General features: G+C 67.8%; 15 protein-coding genes. 5 read left to right on the top strand and 10 right to left on the bottom strand.

All coding sequences use genetic code 11. The features are described 5' to 3' along the window. Positions 1-174: 174 nt before the first annotated feature. Entirely contained in the window at positions 175-1,263 is a 1,089-nt protein-coding gene (gene sepH / locus ACLHIH_RS03675; protein ID WP_411315352.1) for a septation protein SepH, read from the top strand. Between the two features lie 61 nt (positions 1,264-1,324). On the opposite strand, the gene ACLHIH_RS03670 is transcribed toward sepH, so the two are convergent. Then, positions 1,325-2,467, bottom strand: a complete 1,143-nt coding sequence (locus ACLHIH_RS03670) for an alkaline phosphatase family protein (RefSeq protein ID WP_411315351.1) — start codon at positions 2,465-2,467, stop codon at positions 1,325-1,327. Positions 2,468-2,479: 12 nt separating this feature from the next. Here ACLHIH_RS03670 and ACLHIH_RS03665 point away from each other — a divergent pair, with 12 nt between their 5' ends. Continuing rightward, on the top strand, positions 2,480-4,942 hold the full coding sequence (locus ACLHIH_RS03665; protein WP_411315350.1) for a DNA topoisomerase (ATP-hydrolyzing) subunit A: 2,463 nt from the start codon (positions 2,480-2,482) through the stop codon (positions 4,940-4,942). A gap of 27 nt (positions 4,943-4,969) precedes the next feature. Here the strand turns inward: ACLHIH_RS03665 and ACLHIH_RS03660 are convergent, their stop codons facing one another. Further along, positions 4,970-5,518, bottom strand: a complete 549-nt coding sequence (locus tag ACLHIH_RS03660) for a hypothetical protein (RefSeq protein ID WP_411315349.1) — start codon at positions 5,516-5,518, stop codon at positions 4,970-4,972. Continuing rightward, positions 5,511-7,589: a type IIA DNA topoisomerase subunit B gene (locus ACLHIH_RS03655; protein ID WP_411315348.1), complete on the bottom strand. Its 2,079-nt coding sequence runs from the start codon at positions 7,587-7,589 to the stop codon at positions 5,511-5,513. Before ACLHIH_RS03655 ends, ACLHIH_RS03660 begins: the two co-directional genes overlap by 8 nt. A 230-nt stretch (positions 7,590-7,819) precedes the next feature. On the opposite strand from ACLHIH_RS03655, the gene ACLHIH_RS03650 reads away from it, so the two are divergent. Then, positions 7,820-8,044: a hypothetical protein gene (locus ACLHIH_RS03650; protein WP_411315347.1), complete on the top strand. Its 225-nt coding sequence runs from the start codon at positions 7,820-7,822 to the stop codon at positions 8,042-8,044. A 113-nt stretch (positions 8,045-8,157) separates the two neighbouring features. Here the strand turns inward: ACLHIH_RS03650 and alr are convergent, their stop codons facing one another. From alr to ACLHIH_RS03615, 7 genes are all read right to left on the bottom strand, one after another. Beyond that, positions 8,158-9,222, bottom strand: coding sequence for an alanine racemase (gene alr / locus ACLHIH_RS03645; protein ID WP_411315346.1), 1,065 nt, complete (start codon positions 9,220-9,222; stop codon positions 8,158-8,160). Then, positions 9,219-9,923: an alanine racemase C-terminal domain-containing protein gene (locus ACLHIH_RS03640; protein ID WP_411315345.1), complete on the bottom strand. Its 705-nt coding sequence runs from the start codon at positions 9,921-9,923 to the stop codon at positions 9,219-9,221. Before ACLHIH_RS03640 ends, alr begins: the two co-directional genes overlap by 4 nt. Before the next feature lie 7 nt (positions 9,924-9,930). Then, a complete protein-coding gene (locus ACLHIH_RS03635; RefSeq protein ID WP_411315344.1) occupies positions 9,931-10,665 on the bottom strand; it encodes a type 1 glutamine amidotransferase in 735 nt (244 codons plus the stop codon). Further along, the gene (locus ACLHIH_RS03630) at positions 10,662-11,963 is read right to left on the bottom strand and encodes a MurT ligase domain-containing protein (RefSeq protein ID WP_411315343.1); all 1,302 of its coding nucleotides are present in this window, start codon (positions 11,961-11,963) and stop codon (positions 10,662-10,664) included. The genes ACLHIH_RS03635 and ACLHIH_RS03630 overlap by 4 nt, the downstream gene beginning before the upstream one ends. Further along, a complete protein-coding gene (locus ACLHIH_RS03625) occupies positions 11,956-13,329 on the bottom strand; it encodes an RNA polymerase sigma factor (protein ID WP_411315342.1) in 1,374 nt (457 codons plus the stop codon). Before ACLHIH_RS03625 ends, ACLHIH_RS03630 begins: the two co-directional genes overlap by 8 nt. A 238-nt stretch (positions 13,330-13,567) precedes the next feature. Then, positions 13,568-14,890, bottom strand: coding sequence for an MFS transporter (locus ACLHIH_RS03620; RefSeq protein ID WP_411315341.1), 1,323 nt, complete (start codon positions 14,888-14,890; stop codon positions 13,568-13,570). Then, positions 14,887-15,813, bottom strand: coding sequence for a proteasome assembly chaperone family protein (locus ACLHIH_RS03615; RefSeq protein ID WP_411315340.1), 927 nt, complete (start codon positions 15,811-15,813; stop codon positions 14,887-14,889). The genes ACLHIH_RS03620 and ACLHIH_RS03615 overlap by 4 nt, the downstream gene beginning before the upstream one ends. A 117-nt stretch (positions 15,814-15,930) precedes the next feature. Here ACLHIH_RS03615 and ACLHIH_RS03610 point away from each other — a divergent pair, with 117 nt between their 5' ends. Both ACLHIH_RS03610 and lpdA read left to right on the top strand, forming a co-directional pair. Next, entirely contained in the window at positions 15,931-17,454 is a 1,524-nt protein-coding gene (locus ACLHIH_RS03610; RefSeq protein WP_411315339.1) for a leucyl aminopeptidase, read from the top strand. Between the two features lie 93 nt (positions 17,455-17,547). Next, positions 17,548-18,921 carry a dihydrolipoyl dehydrogenase gene (gene lpdA / locus ACLHIH_RS03605; protein WP_411315338.1) on the top strand — a complete coding sequence of 458 codons (1,374 nt, stop codon included), beginning with the start codon at positions 17,548-17,550 and terminating at the stop codon, positions 18,919-18,921. The last annotated feature ends 35 nt before the right edge of the window (positions 18,922-18,956 follow it).

The following is an 18,956-nucleotide window of genomic DNA, read 5'->3' as shown; positions in this document are numbered from 1 at the left end:
GGTGCGGATGGGCGGCCACAGTTTGCAACATTAGATTCCGAATTGCAAACCATCGGGGAAGCCGCTCCCACGTGCTTCCCGGTCAACTTGCGGCACGCCCGGTCTATTCCCCGAATACGGCCTCGCGGCGTGACATTCTTGCCCTGATTCGACACAGTCGGGAAGGCCACTCGCATGCAAGACCTCACAGTCATCGGTAATGAAAACGGCGCACTGCTCGTCTCCGCTCCCGACGGGACCCGGTTCCGGATCGCGATCGACGAGACGCTCCACTCGACCCTCCGCGGAGCGCAGTCCAGTTCGGCGAGTGACCGCCGGATCGCCCCGAGGGAGATCCAGACGCACATCCGGTCCGGGATGTCCGCCGAAGAGGTCGCGACCATCACCGGGACATCGGTCGACTACATCCGCAAGTTCGAGGGTCCCGTGCTCGCCGAGCGCGAGTTCATCGTCGAATCCGCCCTCAACGTGCCGGTGCGCACGGCCATCGACATCGACCCCTCGGCCGCGAGTTCGACCTTCGGATCGGTCATCCGCGACCGTCTCGCCGACCTCGGTGCCTCCGGTGAGCGGTGGGCGAGCTGGAAAGAGGTCGGCGGCGGATGGATCGTCAAGCTCGAATTCACCGCCGACGAGATCGGGCACGACGCCCGCTGGACGTTCGAGCCGCGCAAGTCCGCCCTCTCCCCGCTCAACACCGAGGCGAACACCCTCTCTCAGCAGGGCGAGATGCCGGGCGGGCTCATCCCCCGCTTGCGCGCGGTCAGCGGCGACGAGCGCGCGGCCGACTCCTCGCGCTTCGACAGCGGAGCATTCGACGTCGGGCCCGTGCGTACGAGTGAGCGGGAGAGCTCCTCCCCCGAAAGCGCGAACACTGAATCGCACGGCGTCGCTCGCGCGTCCCTCTCGTCACCCGAGGTCTCGGCCGCGGCGATCAATCGTGCGCCTGCCGAGCAGGTCGCATCGAACCAGACCGCCGACCTCCTCGACGCTCTGCGACGTCGTCGCGGAGAGCGTGAGAGCGCCGCGGCGTGGGAAGACGGCGAACGCGACGAAGAGACGTCGCGTCGCGCGCATCCGTCTACCGGGAGCATCCGCCTCGTCGACGTGCCGCTCGACACGTTCGACGACCTCGAGTCCGAGCCCGTCGACACCGCGCAGCAGCCAGCTCCGGTCAAGCAGAACGCCCGCAAGGGTCGTGCCTCGATGCCGAGCTGGGACGAGATCGTCTTCGGAGCGCGCAGCGACGACGACCCGGCCTGATCGGATCGGGGCGGCAATGCCGCCGCGCGCGGCGAGTCGCGCCGGCGAGTGTGCCGCTCGCTCAGGCTGCAGCGAACGCGCCGAAGCGCAGCAGCGGGATCGCGGTCTCGTCGCGACTGAGTGAACCGTGCTGGCCGATCATCCCGCGGGCGCTCTGATTCTGCGGGCGCGAGTCGTAATAGGCCACGTTCTTGCGGGCGGCGACGATGAGGTCGCCGATGCGCGGCAGAACCTCGGGATCGACGCGGGCACCGAACCAGCCCGCGGCAACCGCTTCGTCGCGCGTGAGAACCCACGATCGGGCGGACTCGTGCTCTCGCCAGGCCGCGATCGTGCGCTCCCGCTCGGCGTCCGACGCCTCGGGGTCGAAGTGCAATTGCAGGCACCTCGGTTCCCCCGCCACCCAGCGGATGGCGTCGACGAGCTCGGAGCTCTCGTCGAAGAGGATGTGCGCGTGCTCCGGGGTGTCGATGACACCGTGGTCGGCCGTGACGAGCATCCCCGTCTGCCGACCGAGGCGCGAATCGGCATCCCGGACGGCCGCGTCGATGCGCTCGAGCGTGGCGATCCACGCGTCGGATGCGGAGCCGCGCGCGTGGCCGACGGCATCGAGTTCCGCAATGTAGAGGTAGACCACGGAGCGTTCGACCGCGGCGGAGATCGCGAGCGCCTCGTCGAAACGGTCTTCGATGGATGCCCCGGACCGATAGTCCGCTCCACGCAGAACCGCTCGCGTGAAGCCGGAGCTGCGGAACTTCTCGGGGGCGACGACGAACGCCGAGGCGTCGAACTCGCTCGCTCGCTCGAACATGGTCGGTGAGCGTTGCCAGGTCGCCGGATCGAGGTCGGCGTCCCATCCGGTCAGTTGGTTGACGACCCTGTCGTTGTCGGAGTCGAGCACCGAGTATCCGACGAGTCCGTGCTCCCCGGGAGCCGTTCCCGTGGTGAGTGTCGCGAGCGACGAGGCCGTCGTCGTCGGAAAGCCCGCGCTCATCGTCGAGGCTTTCGAGAGGCGCTCGGAGAGGGTTCGCGCGTGGCCGGCGCGCTCGGCGAGAGGTACGGCACCGAGACCGTCGACGAGCACGACGATCGCCGAGTCGACCGGAGCGAGACCGAGGGTGTTCGACGAGGCGGCGACCGCACCGAAGCAACTCGGAAACACGTCGGCCAGGCTCGGCCGATCCGATTTGGTGGCCGGTAACATGGTCGCAATCCTATGACTACACCTACTGACACCGCGCCCGAAAACGAGCCGACGGAGCGCATCGAAGACGTCGATGTCTCCGATGAGATGCAGGGCTCCTTCCTCGAGTACGCCTACTCGGTGATCTACTCCCGGGCGCTCCCCGACGCGCGCGACGGCCTCAAGCCCGTGCAGCGCCGCATCCTCTACCAGATGACCGAGATGGGGCTGAGGTCGGACCGCGGTCACGTCAAGTCGGCGCGAGTCGTGGGCGAGGTCATGGGCAAGCTGCATCCTCACGGGGACGCGTCGATCTACGACGCGATGGTTCGGCTGACCCAGTCGTTCATCATGCGCGTGCCCCTCATCGACGGCCACGGAAACTTCGGCTCGCTCGACGACGGTCCCGCCGCCGCCCGCTACACGGAGGCGCGACTCGAGGCGGCAGCGCTCGCGATGACCGAGGATCTCGACGAGGACGTCGTCGACTTCATCCCCAACTACGACAGCCAGCTCATGCAGCCCGAGGTGTTACCCGCGGCGTTCCCGAACCTCCTCGTCAACGGGGCGAGCGGAATCGCCGTGGGAATGGCGACGAACATGGCGCCGCACAACCTCATCGAGGTCGTCGGCGCCGCGCGCCACCTGCTCGAGAACCCTCGGGCGACTCTCGAGGAGATCATGGCTTTCGTTCCCGGCCCAGACCTCCCGACGGGCGGGACGATCAGCGGGCTCGCGGGCATCAAGGACGCGTATGCGACGGGTCGCGGGGCGTTCAAGACGCGAGCCAAATCGTCGATCGAGAGCATCTCGCCGCGCAAGATGGGGATCGTCGTCACCGAGCTCCCCTATCTCGTCGGCCCGGAGCGCGTGATCGAGAAGATCAAAGACGGGGTGACGTCGAAGAAGCTCAGCGGCATCTCCGACGTCATCGACCTCACCGACCGCAAACACGGCCTCCGCCTCATCATCGGGATCAAGACCGGTTTCAGCCCCGATGCCGTGCTCCAGCAGCTCTACCGCTTCACGCCGCTCGAAGACAGCTTCAACATCAACAACGTCGCGCTCGTCGACGGTGGGCCGAGAACGCTCGGACTCGTCGAGCTCCTGCAGGTCTACGTCGAACACCGATTGTCGGTCGTCACCCGTCGCAGCCGGTTCCGGCTCGCGCGTCGGCGGGAACGGCTGCACCTCGTCGAGGGTCTCCTCGTGGCGATCCTCGACATCGACGAGGTCATCCAAGTGGTGCGCACGAGCGACGACAGCGACGAGGCGCGCGGGCGCCTCATGGACGTGTTCGACCTCAGCACGGTTCAGGCCGAATACATCCTCGAGTTGCGACTCCGCCGCCTCACGAAGTTCAGCCGCATCGAGCTCGAGGGCGAGCGTGATCGACTGCGAGAGGAGATCGCCGAGCTCGAGGCGATCCTCGCCGACCCGGCGAGGGTGCGGCAGGTCGTCTCCGACGAACTCGAGGAGGTCGCCGAGAAGTTCGGAACCCCGCGTCGCACGCTCCTGACCGAGGCGGCGCCGTCGATCGCGACGACGAGCAGCCGCAAGAACGCGCCCGTCCTCGAGATCGCCGACACTCCGTGCCGCGTCTACCTGTCGACGACGGGGCGTGCCGTGCGGGTCGACACCCCGGACGGTGCCGACACGGTTCCGCCGCCGCGTCGGCGCTCGAAGCACGATTCGATCCGCTCGGTCGTTCTCACCACGAGCCGGTCGGAGATCGGTGTCATCACCAACCGGGGCCGCCTGTTGCGCGTCACTCCCGTGGACCTCCCCAACGTGCCCGAGAATTCCGTGCAGCTCGGTGCCGGTGCCAAGATCCGCGACTACGTCGGGCTCACCGACAAGACCGAGCGCGTCGTCGCCCTCGTCTCCCTCGACGACGACGCCCCCGTCGCCCTCGGAACACGGTCGGGCACCGTCAAGAGGTTCGTGCCCACGACGCTCTCCAACCGCCCCGAGATCGAGGTCATCGCGCTCAAGCCCGGCGACGAAGTCGTCGGTGCCTCCCCCGCTCCCGACGACCACCAGCTCGTCTTCGTCACGGACGCCGCACAGCTGCTGCGCTTTCCCGCGGCCCTCGTGCGCCCGCAGGGGGCGTCGGCGGGCGGAATGGCGGGAATGAGCATCCCGTCGGCGGCGAGTGCGATCTTCTTCGGCGCCGTCGACCCGGCGGCGGATGTCGTCGTGGCCACGGTGTCGCGCACGGCCGACACCATCGCGGGAACCGACCCCGGTCGCGCCAAGGTGTCCGCTCTCGACGAGTTTCCGGCCAAGGGCAGAGCGACAGGCGGGGTGCGAGCCCACTCGTTCCTCCGCGGTGAGACGGGTCTCGTCGTCGCGTGGGCTGGGCCGGCACCCGCACTCGCGAGTGCGGCCGACGGGGGCGTTCGCGCCCTCCCCGCGACGGGAGCGAAGCGCGACGCCTCGGGAACGCCGCTCGACGGTGTCGTCGACCTCATCGGATCGGCCATCTCCGACTGAGCGGCCGACCCGACCCCCGGTCGTGAGCTAGATCGGCGGCAGCGCGGGCAGACTCGAGTCGCCCGCGGCCGCTCGCAAGTAGGGCTCGACGAACACCCTGTCGTCACCCTGCTCGGGTCGCCACCAGCGGGCGGCGATGACCGAGTCGTGCACGAGCGGAACGGTCGTGGTCGATTCGGGCGAACTGACCCACGCGAGGGCCGTCGATTCGGCGACGCGGTATCCGAGCGAGGCCATGTGCTCCACGAGGTCGCGTGCCGACGCGGCGAGGGTTTCGGCCGCGCGATCGAGCGCGTTCTCCTGCCGGGTCCGGGCGATGCGGGTCGGGATGACGACGACGAGCGCGAAGAGCACGCCGATCGAGACGACCCCGAGAGCGATGAGAACGAGGATGTCTGCACCGCCACCCGTGATCGCCGCGGCCACCACGGCGGCGATCGCGACCACCGCGAGCACGAGGAACGCTCCGAAAGCGCGGGCACCGGCCCGACGCGGCGAGGGGACATCGTCGGCGGCACGCCGCACGGCCGTGATCTCGAAAGCCGCGGGCGGGAGGTGGCGGGGCGCGTCAGACATCGATGCGCTCGCGGCTCAGTCCGGCTCCGTCGATGATGAACTCCTTGCGGGGGGCGACGTCGTTGCCCATGAGCAACTCGAAGACGTTGGCCGACATCTCGGCGTCGGCGACGTTCACGCGGCGCAGCGTGCGGCCGCGACGGTCCATCGTCGTGTTCGCGAGTTGGTCGGCATCCATCTCGCCGAGGCCCTTGTACCGCTGGATGGGGTCCTGATAGCGCTTGTTCGACTTCTTCAAGCGGGCGAGCACGGCCCCGAGCTCGGCCTCGGAGTAGGTGTAGATGGTCTCGTTGGGCTTGGAGCCGGGGTTCATGACGACGACGCGATGCAACGGCGGCACCGCGGCGTACACGCGCCCCTCCCTGATGATCTCGGGCATGTAGCGGAAGAAGAGGGTGAGCAGCAGGGTGCGGATATGAGCACCGTCGACATCGGCGTCGCTCATGATGATGATCTTGCCGTAGCGCGCGGCCGAGAGATCGAAGCTCCGGCCGGAGCCGGCACCGATGACCTGGATGATCGACGCGCACTCCGCATTCGAGAGCATGTCGGAGACCGACGCCTTCTGCACGTTCAGGATCTTGCCTCGAATGGGAAGCAGAGCTTGATACTCGCTGTCTCGCGCGAGCTTGGCTGTTCCGAGCGCCGAGTCTCCCTCGACGATGAAGAGCTCGCTGTTGGCGACGTCGTTCGAGCGGCAGTCGACGAGTTTCGCGGGGAGCGAGGAGCTCTCGAGAGCGTTCTTGCGTCGCTGCGTCTCCTTGTGCGCTCGAGCACTGATGCGGGACTTCATCTCGGCGACGATCTTGTCGAGCACGAGAGCCGTCTGAGCCTTGTCATCGCGCTTCGATGAGGAGAATCTCTCGGCGAGGGCCTTCTGCACGACGGAGGCGACGATCGCCCTCACCCCGGGGGTGCCGAGGATCTCCTTGGTCTGACCCTCGAACTGCGGCTCGGGCACACGCACGGTCAAGACCGCGGTGAGGCCCGCGAGGATGTCGTCTTTCTCGATCTTGTCGTTGCCGGCTTTGAGGCGTCGTGCGTTGGCTTCCACCTGGGCGCGCATGAACTTCATGAGCCCGGCCTCGAATCCGGCCTGGTGCGTTCCCCCCTTCGGTGTCGCGATGATGTTGACGAACGACTTGAAGGCCGTCTCGTAGCCCGTCCCCCACCGCAGGGCGATGTCGACGACGCACTCGCGCTCGAGCTCGGTCGCGACCATCGCCCCCGTCGGCTGCAGCACGGGCACCGTCTCGGTGAAGGTCCCCTGCCCCTGGATCCGCCACGTGTCGGTGACCGGCGCATCCGTCGACAGGTGGGCGACGAACTCGGAGATCCCGCCGTCGAAGCGGAAGGACTCGTGGGTGGGCTCGGCGCCGCGCTCATCGACGATGTCGATCCCGAGTCCGGGAACGAGGAACGCCGTCTGGCGTGCCCGGGCGAGAAGCTCGTCGGTCTGGAACGCGGACCCCCTGGTGAAGATCTGCCTGTCGGCCCAGTAGCGGATGCGGGTGCCCGTGACGCCCTTCGCGACCTTGCCGACGACGGTGAGCTCGCTGCCCGACACGAAGGGCGTGAACGGTGCGTCGGGCGTCTTCTCGCCGTCGTCGGCGAAGGTTCCCGGTTCGCCGCGGTGGAAGGACATCGCCCAGGTCTTGCCGCCGCGGTCGACCTCGACATCGAGTCGCTCGGAGAGGGCGTTCACGACCGATGCGCCGACACCGTGCAGGCCACCGGATGCGGCATACGATCCGCTCCCGAACTTCCCGCCCGCGTGCAGTTTGGTGAACACGACCTCGACACCGCTCAAACCGGTCTTGGGCTCGATGTCCACGGGGATACCGCGAGCGGTGTCACGCACTTCGACGCTGTCGTCGGCGTGGAGGATCACGCTGATGGACGATCCGTGCCCCCCGAGGGCCTCGTCGACCGAGTTGTCGATGATCTCCCACAGGCAGTGCATGAGACCGCGGGAGTCGGTCGAGCCGACGTACATCCCGGGACGCTTGCGCACCGCTTCGAGCCCCTCGAGCACCGACAGGTGTCGTGCGGAATAGGCGGATTCGGCCACGGGTTCTCCTCGACGTCAAACGGGGTCGCCCACTCCCCGCTGCGAGGGGAGGCTTCATGCGACCGCGTTCAACACTAACGAGCACGACAGGCCGCCCCGGCCATCGACACCCCTCCGCAGAAGCGCTTCCGTACGCGCCTAGCGAAACAGGCGCCGAATGAGCGTGCGAACAGGTTGAGCGTGTTTGACTAGTGCAGCACCACCTTCGCTTCGAGTTTGGAGGAACCCGAATGTCCCAGAGCACACCGAATTCCACGGTCGAACTCGAACAGCGTCACGAACTCTCCGCTGCCGACCGCTGCGACAGCTGCGGCGCGCAAGCGTACATCCGCGTCACCATGGCGACGGGTCAGTTGTTCTTCTGCGCGCACCACGGCACGAAGTTCAAAGACAAGCTGTCGGCGAGCGCCCTCGAGTGGCACGACGAGTCCGACAAGCTCACCGCCGACGCCTGACACCCGTCCGGTCCGTCGCGCGAGACTCCGGTCTCGACACGATGTGACGCCCGCGTCCGCTGCACACCGGTGCCGCGGGGCGGGCGTTTCGTCGTTCCGGGGCTGTCGTCGATTCAGGCTCGTCGGTAGTGGCGCTCGAGGTCGGGGCTCAACCGCACGACGATCTCTTCTCCGATGGTGCCCATCGCGTCAGCCCACTCCTGGAGCGTCGGTGCGCCGTCCGACGCAGACCCGAAGAGCACCGCGTCGTCGCCGACACGCACGTCGGAGCCCGTGACGTCGACGTCGACCTCGGTCGCCCGCACGGGGCCGATGAGGCGGTGGCGCGCCCCGGCGACCGAGACGTCCACGCGGTCGGCGGCGTCGCCGAGCACGCCGTCGACGAACCCCGCGGCGACCGTCGCGATCGACGCGGCCCCATGGTGGCGCACTCCGACGACCTCGCTCGTGAGCGTCATGACCGGGGTGAGCCCGAGGGACTGGGGAGTCACTCCCCCGCCCGGGGCGATGCCGTAGGTGAACGCCCCGACGCGCACGGCGTCGTAGCGCGAGTCGGTGCGCGCGAATCCGGCGGCACTCGCCGCGAGGTGGCGGACGCTCGGAGCCCCGCCGAGGTCGGAGACGACCTCAAGCGCGCGGTCGAAGTTGCGCATGGCGGCGGTGTCGTCGTCGTCGGAAGCCTCACCGATGTGCGTCCAGACCCCGACGAAGTCGACGAGTCCGAGGCTGTGGAGTTCGACCGCGCGCGCCACGACCGACGGCCAGTCGGCTTCGGACGCTCCGGACCGGTGCAGTCCAGTGTCGATCTTGAGGTGCACGCGTGCGGGCTGCGACGCGGCGGCCGCCGCGATGCGGTCGAGCTGGCGAACGTGCGAGATGCCGAGGTCGACACGGTTCTCGATGAGGTCGCCGAAGTCCTCGTCGTAGTCGAACAGCCATGTGAAGAGCCGCGTGTCGTCGAGAGCCGACATCGATCGCACGGTCAACGCGGAGGTGCGGTCGAGAACACCGAGCCACGGAACCCCGCTGCTCGCCGCCGCGGCCGCGACAGGGCCGAGACCGTGACCGTACGCGTTCGCTTTCACCATCATCATGAGGTCGGCGGGCGCGATCGTCGAAGTCGCGAGGGCGATGTTGCGCTCGAGAGCATCGAGGTCGATGGTGGCGACGGCGCTCACGACCACACCCGCTGCACTCGTGTTCCGATGCGCGACGTGACCTCGAGCGGTGACGCCCCGATGGATTCGGCCCACTCGTGGGCGGAAGCGTGTCCATGCCCGGCCTCCCCGAAGACGACAGCGCGGAGGGTACCCGCGGGGGGCCGGGACTCGAGCGGTTCCCCGAGGTCGAGCATGTGCGCATCCATGGCCACTCGACCCGCGATCAGTCGCGCTCGCCCCTCGAGCCAGACACGCCCGACGTTGCTCGCCCCGCGGTGGATGCCGTCGGCGTACCCGAGCGGAACGAACGCGAGCGTCGTGTCGACGGGTGCCCGCCACGTGTACCCGTAGCTCACGCCCTCACCCGCCGCGACCGTCTTGTAGGCGAGCACCTGGGCCGTGCAACGCATCACGGCGTCCCCCCACCCGAGTCCGTAGACGCGCGAGGCGAGCTCTCGCGCCCGGTCATCGGCGATGCCCACGTCGGAATCGAGACCGGCCGCGGTGAGCCGCTCCCGTTCTCGCACGTCGCGCACCGCGACCCGCGCGCCCTCCTCGAGAGCGACACGGCCGATTCGGAGCGCGCCGTGACCGTAACCATCACCCGTGACGTCGACCGCGACATCCGCGTCATCGGAGACGAGCGCGCGGATGTTGCGACGGGCGGCACCGAGATCGATGCGGGCTTCTCGGGAGCTCACCGGCGACTCGAGTGCCACGGACGGCTCAGATCCGCGAGAAGTGGTGAGCGACGTTGCGCGTGATGACCTCGCGGGCACGCGTCGCGTACCCCTCGAGCTCGCCCTCGACCGTAGACGGGGTGAAGTCCCCCCCGACGCGCCGGGCCACCGCGGCGACGAGGCGATCGGTGAGGTCGGGGTTGAGGGGAAGCACGGGGCCCCCGATCTGCGTCGCGAACGACTCCCCCGCGACGGCGCCCTCACGCCCGTCACCGTTTCCGTCGCCGGCCTCGATGCGCCCGAGAGGCTTCGCGTCATTGTCGAGGACCCACACCGAGGCGTTGTCTTCGAACCCGACGACCCGGCCGCTGTCGGTCTGCGTGATCACGTAACCCACGGAGCGGGTCGAGACGCGGCGGGCGCGGAAGGGGAAGAGTCCCAACCCCTCGATCGTCGAGCCGTCGAGGAGGTCGATCCCCTCGGAGAGGAGTTCGGCGCCCGATCCGTAGGCGAACACGGGAACGCCCGCACGAGCCCACTCGACGAGCCGTGCGCCGTTGACCGTGAGGTCGTCGAGGATCGTGCGCATCGCCGAGATCGGCCCGTTGCCGATGACGACCGCGTCGGCCGAGTCGACGAGTGTGTCGCCGCGGCGGTGCTCGACGACGGTCGGACTCAGGCCCGCCGCGCGCAGACGGGAGGCGAGCGCGAGCACGTTCCCGCGATCTCCCGCGACACCCAGTTCTTCGGGATAGAGCTGAAGGATGGTCGCGTCGGTCATCGTTGGTTCTCCAGTTCTGCGAAACCGATGTGCTTGCGTGCGAGCATCATCTGTTCGTAGTTGACGATCCACGTCTTCATGCCGCTCGACGGTTTGGGCATCTCCCTCATGAGGTCGATGGCCGTCTTCAGATCGGGTTCGACACGGCCGATCGGCACCCCCTGGTGACCGAGGCACAGCGCGATCTGCCAGGCTTTCGCGCCCGTGATCACATCGACGTGGTCGAGGCCGGAGAAGTCGATGTCGTAGATCCACGAGATATCGGGGGTGCCCTCGTCGATCGCGAGCAGAACCTGTTCCGGTGGGCTCTCGATGGCGTCGAGGTTGAGCTGGAGGCTCGCCGCGTTCTTGAACATGACGAACTCGACGCTCTCGTCTCCGAAAGCGAGCAACTCTCCGCGACCGTAGGCGGGCTTCATGGCAGCGAACGCGCGGGCTGCCGACGCCCCGTCGAATCCCGATTGCAGGATCACGGCGGCGGTCGCCATGGCCGCCGCGGCGTCGATCGCGTAGTGGAGACCCTTCGCGGGCAGCACGACATCGACATCGTCGCCGTCGATCGAGACGGTCGCGCCCGTGCTGCTCGTCGCGACGACCTCGGCCCGAGCTTCGCGCACGGCGTCGTCACCGCCGTCTCGGAAGTCCTGGGCGTTCACGAGCCCGTGCGGTGACTTCTCGACGACGGCGGGGGCGACCCCGAAGTAGGTGATGTCGGGGTAGACCTGGGTGGAGGCATCCGCGAACCGGCGGTCGATCTTGCTCAGATACGGATCGTCACGATTGGACACGATGTGTTCGGTCGCGCGCTCGAGGGTGTCGAGCATCATGTCGGCGACGCGCTCGGTCTCGAAGAACCGGTAGAGCTGGTCGACCTGGGTGTTGAGAGCGAGAACGGTCGTGGGTCGCAGGATGCCCGCGAGCTCGAGGGCGTAGGCCTCGTCGACCTCGAGCACCGCGATGTCGGCGTCGATACGGCCCGTGAGATTCGCTTCGCTCAGAAGTGACGACGCGATCCCCTGGGGGAGGTTCGCCCCCGACGGGTTGGTGAACACCGAGACACCGTGCGCGCGGAGCACCTCGGTGAGCATGTGGGTCGTCGTCGACTTGCCATTCGACCCGAGCACGAAGACGACTCCGTGCTTGAGCTGCGATGTGGCGTCTTCGAGAAAGCGCGGTGCGAGCTTGAGCGTCGCCCACCCGGGAAACGCCGAGCCGCCGCCGCGGAGCTTGCCAGCCACGCGCAGCGACTTGCCGACGAGCATCGGCACGACATAGCCGAGCCCCGAGCGTCTACTCAAGGTAGTCCCGCAGCGACTGCGAGCGCGACGGGTGGCGGAGCTTCGCCATCGTCTTCGACTCGATCTGGCGGATGCGCTCGCGCGTGACACCGAAGGTGTCGCCGATCTGGTCGAGCGTCTTGGGCATTCCGTCGCCGAGACCGAAGCGCATCCGGATGACGCCCGCTTCGCGCTCGGAGAGCGAGTCGAGAAGCGATTCGAGCTGCTTCTGGAGCATCGTGAAGCCCACGGCGTCGGCGGGGACGACAGCCTCGGTGTCCTCGATGAGGTCACCGAATTCGCTGTCGCCGTCTTCGCCGAGCGGGGTGTGGAGCGAGATCGGCTCGCGCCCGTACTTCTGAACCTCGACGACCTTCTCGGGCGTCATGTCGAGCTCGCGGCTGAGCTCCTCGGGTGTGGGTTCGCGTCCGAGGTCCTGGAGCATCTGCCGCTGGACGCGGGCGAGCTTGTTGATGACCTCGACCATGTGGACGGGGATGCGGATGGTGCGGGCCTGGTCGGCCATCGCACGAGTGATCGCCTGACGGATCCACCACGTGGCGTAGGTCGAGAACTTGAATCCCTTGGTGTAGTCGAACTTCTCGACGGCACGGATGAGACCCAGGTTCCCCTCTTGGATCAGGTCGAGGAACTGCATACCTCGACCCGTGTAGCGCTTGGCGAGGGAGACGACGAGGCGGAGGTTCGCTCCGAGCAGGTGGCTCTTGGCCCGCTGGCCGTCGCGCGCGACCCACAGCAGCTCGCGACCGGCGGAGGTGCGCTGCTCGGTCTCGCTCATTCCGGAGAGTTTGTCTTCCGCGAACAGACCGGCCTCGATGCGCATCGCGAGCTCGACCTCTTCGGCTGCGTTGAGCAGAGCGACCTTTCCGATCTGCTTCAGGTAGTCCTTGACCGGGTCGGCGGTCGCCCCCGTGATCGCGGAGGAGTAGACGGGAACGTCGTCGTCGTCGTCGACGAGCGAGAGCACGAGTGCGCCGGCGGGCAGCTCCTCGGGAACATCCGCCGCCTTCTTCTTCGTGTCGTCGTCATCCGACTCGATGTCGTCTTTCGGGGCGTCGACCTCGGGCTCGGTGGTCTCGTCGGCGTCCGTCGCCGCCTTGGCCTTCGTGGCTCGCTTGGCGGATGCTTTCGCGGGTGCCGCTTCGGTGTCGGTGTCGCTCGCCGCAGCCTTGGCAGCGGCGGCCTTGGTGGGAGCCTTGGCCGCGGGAGCCTTCTTCACGGCGGGCTTCTTCGCCGCGGGAGCCTTGGCTGCCGGCGTCTTCGCGGCTGCCGTCTTCTTCGGAGCGGCGACGTCGACGGTCTCGGCCGCGTCAGACGTCGCGGCGGTCTCGGTGGTGGGATCGGCGGTCTTGGTTCGGGTAGCCATTCGGATACCTTTCATTTCGATTCGGTGCCGTCAGTGCGGGTGCCATGCACCCGGAGAGCGAGTCAGTCGAGGGTGTCGGCCGAATTCGGGCAGAGCTAAGACCCATGTCAAGTTTCGGACGACGACTCGACCTATCGGCCGGTGCGCCCCGCAAACGAGAACGGGTCTTGAAGACAATTATTGCACGCTTTGCTGCGCACCCTTGACATTTCGTCCACAGTCCACGTCGTCGACGGAGTCATTCCTCGCTCTTGCGTCTCCACCTCCGTGCGACGACGACCCACAGAGGTGCCACCTCGATGCCCTCGTCCTCGTGGAGCTGTCGGCGGGTGCGGCGGCGAACCCGGATCACGAAGACGAGCCCGGTCCCGATGACGAGGTACTGCACGAGGAAGGCGACGCGGAAGGCCTCCCACGTGAAGACGGGTTCGCCCCCGGACGCCGAGCCGAGCGCGTCGAGAACGACGCCGACGAGGAACATCATGATGAAGCTCGCCGTGAAGCCGCCGACGTTCACCACTCCGTTCGCGGACCCGAGGCTCCGCATGGGGTTGAAGGTGCGCGCGAAGTCGAATCCGATGAGGGAACCCGGTCCGCCCACCCCGAGGGTGATGAAGAGAACGACGATGAGCCAGAGCGGCGGTTGGCCCGGCCACGCGAGGGTCGCCGTCCACGCGATTCCGATTCCCACGACGATCGCGAGGACGAGGTTGGATCGGCGCAGCGGAAACCGTGCCGTGAGGATTCCGATGATCGGGCCCGACACGACACCCGCGGCGACGAAGAGCGTGAGCAGTGCCGATGCCGCAGCGCGGTCGTATCCGAGACCCGCCGTGAGCATCGGGAAGCCCCACAGCAGCACGAGCATGGTTCCCGGTGACTGCGTCACGAAGTGCGACCAGAAGCCCAACTGTGTTCCCGGGCGCGCGAGGGCCGCACGCAACACCGACATCGATTCCCGCCAGGAGCGCACGGGGTTCTCGTCGCGAGGCGTTCCGGGTGGCGCGTTCCTGACGACGACGACGACGAGGATGCCGGCGAGCAACGACAGAGACGCCGCCGCGACGAAACTCGGCTCCCACCCCGCCGACACGAGAAGGGCGGAGAGCGGGACGGCCGAAAGCACCTGCCCGAGCTGCCCGATGTTGCCGGTCCACTGGGACACCTGGGGCAGGATCCTGCCCTCGAACCACCCGGAGAGCAATCGGATGACCGAGATGAAGGTGAGCGCATCGCCGGCGCCGACGAGAACCCGCCCGAGGATCGCGAAACCGATGTCAGGAGCGAAAGCGAGCGTCGCTTGACCGGCCGCCATGAACACGGCGCCGCTGATGATGAGGAACCGCGCTCCGAGCCGATCGAGGATCACTCCCACCGGCACCTGGAGGGCGGCATAGACCACGAGCTGAACGACCGCGAGCGTCGACAGCACCGACGCCGAGACGCCGAACCGCTCGGCGGCATCGACTCCCGCTACTCCGAGCGACGTGCGCTGGAAGACGGCGACGATGTACGCCGAGACGGCGATGCCCCAGACGAACCAGGACCGCCGCGAATTCACGACCCCTGCTGGTCGTCCTCGCCCGTCCGGCGGATCGCGAGGAAGTTCTCGAGCTCGGCGGCGATCTCGTCTGCGGACGGCAGCTCGCCGTCTTCATCCGTCAGAGGCGACCGAAGCGGGTTGCCCTCCATGTAGGAGTCGTGGCGCTCTTCGAGCGTTCCGACGAGCCGCGCGAGTTCGACGTTCGTCTCGACCTGGGCGTCGATCTTGGCCACGAAGTCGCGGCCCTCCTCACGCAGTCGGTCGGTCGGGAACAGCAGTCCGGTCGCGGCGCTGATGCTTTCGAGGGCTTTCACGGCGGCATCCGGGTGCTCGGTGTCGGCGAGGTAGTGGGGCACGAGCAGAACGAATCCCGCAAGAGGGTGGTCGAGCTTCTGCAGACGGTATTCCACGAGGTGCAGTGCGTTCGACGGCACTTGCGTGTGCGGGCGCCACACCGACATCGAGTCGATGAGTTCGGTTCGGTTTCCGCTCACGGTCACGCCGATCGGCCGTGTGTGCGGCACCGGCATCGGGATCGAGTGCACCCACGTCGTGGTCTTGACCTTGAACCGGTCGATGAGCTGCAGAACGGATGCCGTGAACCGCTCCCACTGGAAATCCGGTTCGAAGCCCGTGAGCAGGAGGAACTGCTGTCCGATCTCGTCTGTCGCGATGTAGAGGGCGAGGGTCGCAGGTTCGTAGTCGGTGAGGTGGTCCTGGTCGAAGTACATCGTGGGGCGTCGGGCGCGGTAGTCGAGCAGAGCATCGGTGTCGAACGTCGCGACGATCCGGTGGTCGAGGGTGTCGAGCAGGTACTCGCTCAACTGGGTCACGGCCGAACCGGCGTCGGCGAATCCGGTGAGGCCCGCGACGAGGGGAAGACCCTCGGGGATGTCGGTGTCATCGGGGGTCAGGTCATACAAACCAGCAGGATCTCGCATCCGTCGATTCTACGGCCGACGACATTCGCTGCCCCTCGATCGGCGCCCGGCGACGTGGTGCCGACAGCGAACACGACGCCGCGCCGAGTGCCCGGGTGGCGCGGATAGCATGGCCGCATGACTGTGCCTGCGCTCAGCGCGACCGACCGTTCCCCCCTCGAAACCCCCGCAGACGTGCTCGTTCTCGGCGTGCTGCACACCGACGACGGCCCGCGCATCGTCGACTCCCCCGCCGGTCTCGACCGCCTCGCGGAGTCACTCGAGGGCATCGCGTTCCGGGGTTCGCGCGACGAGTTCCGGCGTGTGCCCTCGACGATCGACACGATCGGTTCGATCGCGCTCGTCGGCCTCGGCCGGACCGTCGACACGCACTCCCTCCGCTACGCGGCCGGTGTCGTCGGCCGCCACGTCCGCGGTGCCGCGAGTGTCGCGGTCGCGCTCCCGGTCTCCTCGGTCGTCGACGCGGAGGCGGTGCTCGAGGGCCTCGCCGTCGGCGCGTACGCGTGCACGGTCTACAAGTCGGCGCCCGTCTCCTCCGACCCCGAGGGCGCCCCGGATGACGTCGCCCAGGCCGTGCCCGCCGCGTCGGGTTTCGCGGTCCACGCGACCGTTCCCGTCCCCGACGAGGCCGTCGACCGCGCCGCGACCATCGCGACCGCGGTCCACACGGTTCGGGATCTCGTCAACATGCCGCCGTCGGACCTCTTTCCCGACTCGTTCGCCGACGAGGCGCGGCGGCTCGCGACCGACCTGCCGCTCACCGTCGAGGTGCTCGACGAAGCCGACCTCGCCGCGGGCGGGTTCGGAGGGATCCTCGGGGTCGGCCAGGGGTCGACGCGTGGGCCCCGTCTCGTCAAGGTGAGCTACTCCCCCGACCTCGCACCGGCGCACCTCGCCCTCGTCGGCAAGGGCATCACGTTCGACTCGGGCGGACTGTCGCTCAAGCCCGCGGCATCGATGGTCGGGATGAAATACGACATGACGGGAGCGGCGACCGCCCTCGCCGTCATCGTCGCGGCCGCCGAGCTCGCTCTTCCCGTGCGCCTCACGGCGTGGCTGTGCCTCGCCGAGAACATGCCGTCCGGCTCGGCGATCCGTCCGAACGATGTGCTCCGCATCCGTGGCGGCAAGACCGTCGAGGTGCTCAACACCGACGCCGAGGGTCGACTCGTGCTCGCCGACGGTCTCGTCGCGGCGCTCGAGGAGCAGCCAGACGCCGTCATCGATATCGCGACCCTCACGGGTGCGGCAATCGTCGCGATGGGAAACCGCACGATCCCCGTCATGGGCGATTCCGACCTCGTGGGCCGCGTCGTCGCCGCGGGAGAGCGAGTCGACGAGACGATGTGGGCGATGCCGATCCCCGAGGAGCTCCGGCCTCTCCTCGACTCCGACGTGGCCGACATCGCCAACGCGAAGATCGGGAACACCGCGGGAGGAATGCTGCTCGCGGCGGCGTTCCTGCGCGAGTTCGCGCCGGCACCCACTCCGGAGGGGGGTTCGGGTGTTCCCTGGGCCCACATCGACATCGCGGGAGCGGCGAGCAACGCGGGTGCGGGTTACGGCTTCATCGGCAAGGGGCCGACGGGCGCGACCGTGCGCGCACTCATCGAACTGGCAGGGGAGTTTTCGCGAGGGTAGTAGGGTTTTTGTTGGCCTGAAAGAACAGCCCCGGCCTGCAGCCCAGAAGGCGAGCAGGCCTCCGCACGAGTCGTGAACACAAGGAGCCGCCGAATGTCCGAGAACGATTTCGACATTGTCATCCTCGGAGCGGGAAGCGGCGGATACGCAGCCGCGCTCCGCGCCACCCAGCTCGGCATGACGGTGGGACTCATCGAGAAGAACAAGCTCGGCGGGACCTGCCTCCACGTCGGGTGCATTCCGACGAAAGCGCTCCTGCACTCCGGCGAGGTCGCCGACGTCACGCGCGAGTCTGCGAAGTACGGCGTGAACGCCGACTTCCAGGGAGTCGACATCGCCGCGGTCACGAAGTACCGCGAGGACATCGTCACGAGCAAGTTCAAGGGACTCACGGGCCTCATCAAGCAGCGCGGCATCACCGTCATCGAGGGCGAGGGAAAGCTCACCTCCTCCACAACGGTGCAGGTCGGTGACCGCACCATCACGGGCAAGAACATCGTCCTCGCCTCGGGTTCGTACTCGCGCTCGCTCCCCGGCCTCGAGATCGGTGGACGGGTCATCACCTCCGAGCAGGCGCTCGAGCTCGACTTCATCCCCAAGAAGGTCGCGATCCTCGGCGGCGGGGTCATCGGTGTCGAGTTCGCGAGCGTCTGGAAGTCGTTCGGGGCCGACGTGTCGATCATCGAGGCGCTCCCCCACCTCGTGCCCAACGAAGACGAGTCGATCAGCAAGCAGTTCGAGCGCGCATACCGCAAGCGGGGAATCGAGTTCTCGCTCGGTGTGCGTTTCCAGGGCGTCGAGCAGAACGACCAGGGCGTCGTCGTGACGCTCGAAGACGGCAAGACCATCGAGGCGGACATCCTCCTTGTCGCGGTCGGACGCGGACCGTCGACGACGGGGCTCGGGTACGACGAGGTCGGCGTGACGATGGACCGCGGTTTCGTCATCACCGACGAGCGCCTCGCCACCAACATCCCCGGTGTCTACGCTGTCGGAGACATCGTGCCGGGTCTCCAGCTCGCGCACCGCGGCTTCCAGCACGGCATCTTCGTCGCCGAGGAGATCGCGGGCCTCAAGCCCGTCGTCATCGACGACGTCAATGTGCCGAAGGTCACCTACTCGCACCCCGAGGTCGCGTCGGTCGGCTACAGCGAGGCGAAGGCGAAAGAGAAGTTCGGCGACGACAAGGTCAGCACCTACGACTACAACCTCGCAGGCAACGGCAAGAGCCACATCATCGGCACCGCCGGATCGGTCAAGGTCGTGCGTGTCAACGACGGCCCCGTCGTCGGCGTGCACATGATCGGCGATCGCGTCGGCGAGCTCATCGGTGAAGCACAGCTCGCGGTCAACTGGGAGGCCTACCCCGAGGACATCGCGCCGCTCGTGCACGCGCACCCCACGCAAGACGAGGCGCTGGGCGAGGCCTTCCTCGCTCTCGCGGGCAAGCCGCTCCACGCCATCTGATCGATCCGGCACCCGCCGAACTAAGCTGACTGAAC

The organism is Marisediminicola sp. LYQ134 (assembly GCF_046599635.1).
Classification (GTDB): domain Bacteria; phylum Actinomycetota; class Actinomycetes; order Actinomycetales; family Microbacteriaceae; genus Marisediminicola.
The sequence above is the reverse complement of the archived record's forward strand: the minus strand, read 5'-3'. Positions and strand labels throughout refer to the sequence as shown.

Coding starts and splice junctions, on each gene's coding strand:
- sepH (WP_411315352.1), top strand. CDS start 175: ATGCAAGACCTCACAGTCATCGGTAATGAAAACGGCGCACTGCTCGTC.
- ACLHIH_RS03670 (WP_411315351.1), bottom strand. CDS start 2,467: ATGTTACCGGCCACCAAATCGGATCGGCCGAGCCTGGCCGACGTGTTT.
- ACLHIH_RS03665 (WP_411315350.1), top strand. CDS start 2,480: ATGACTACACCTACTGACACCGCGCCCGAAAACGAGCCGACGGAGCGC.
- ACLHIH_RS03660 (WP_411315349.1), bottom strand. CDS start 5,518: ATGTCTGACGCGCCCCGCCACCTCCCGCCCGCGGCTTTCGAGATCACG.
- ACLHIH_RS03650 (WP_411315347.1), top strand. CDS start 7,820: ATGTCCCAGAGCACACCGAATTCCACGGTCGAACTCGAACAGCGTCAC.
- ACLHIH_RS03635 (WP_411315344.1), bottom strand. CDS start 10,665: ATGACCGACGCGACCATCCTTCAGCTCTATCCCGAAGAACTGGGTGTC.
- ACLHIH_RS03625 (WP_411315342.1), bottom strand. CDS start 13,329: ATGGCTACCCGAACCAAGACCGCCGATCCCACCACCGAGACCGCCGCG.
- ACLHIH_RS03615 (WP_411315340.1), bottom strand. CDS start 15,813: ATGCGAGATCCTGCTGGTTTGTATGACCTGACCCCCGATGACACCGAC.
- ACLHIH_RS03610 (WP_411315339.1), top strand. CDS start 15,931: ATGACTGTGCCTGCGCTCAGCGCGACCGACCGTTCCCCCCTCGAAACC.
- lpdA (WP_411315338.1), top strand. CDS start 17,548: ATGTCCGAGAACGATTTCGACATTGTCATCCTCGGAGCGGGAAGCGGC.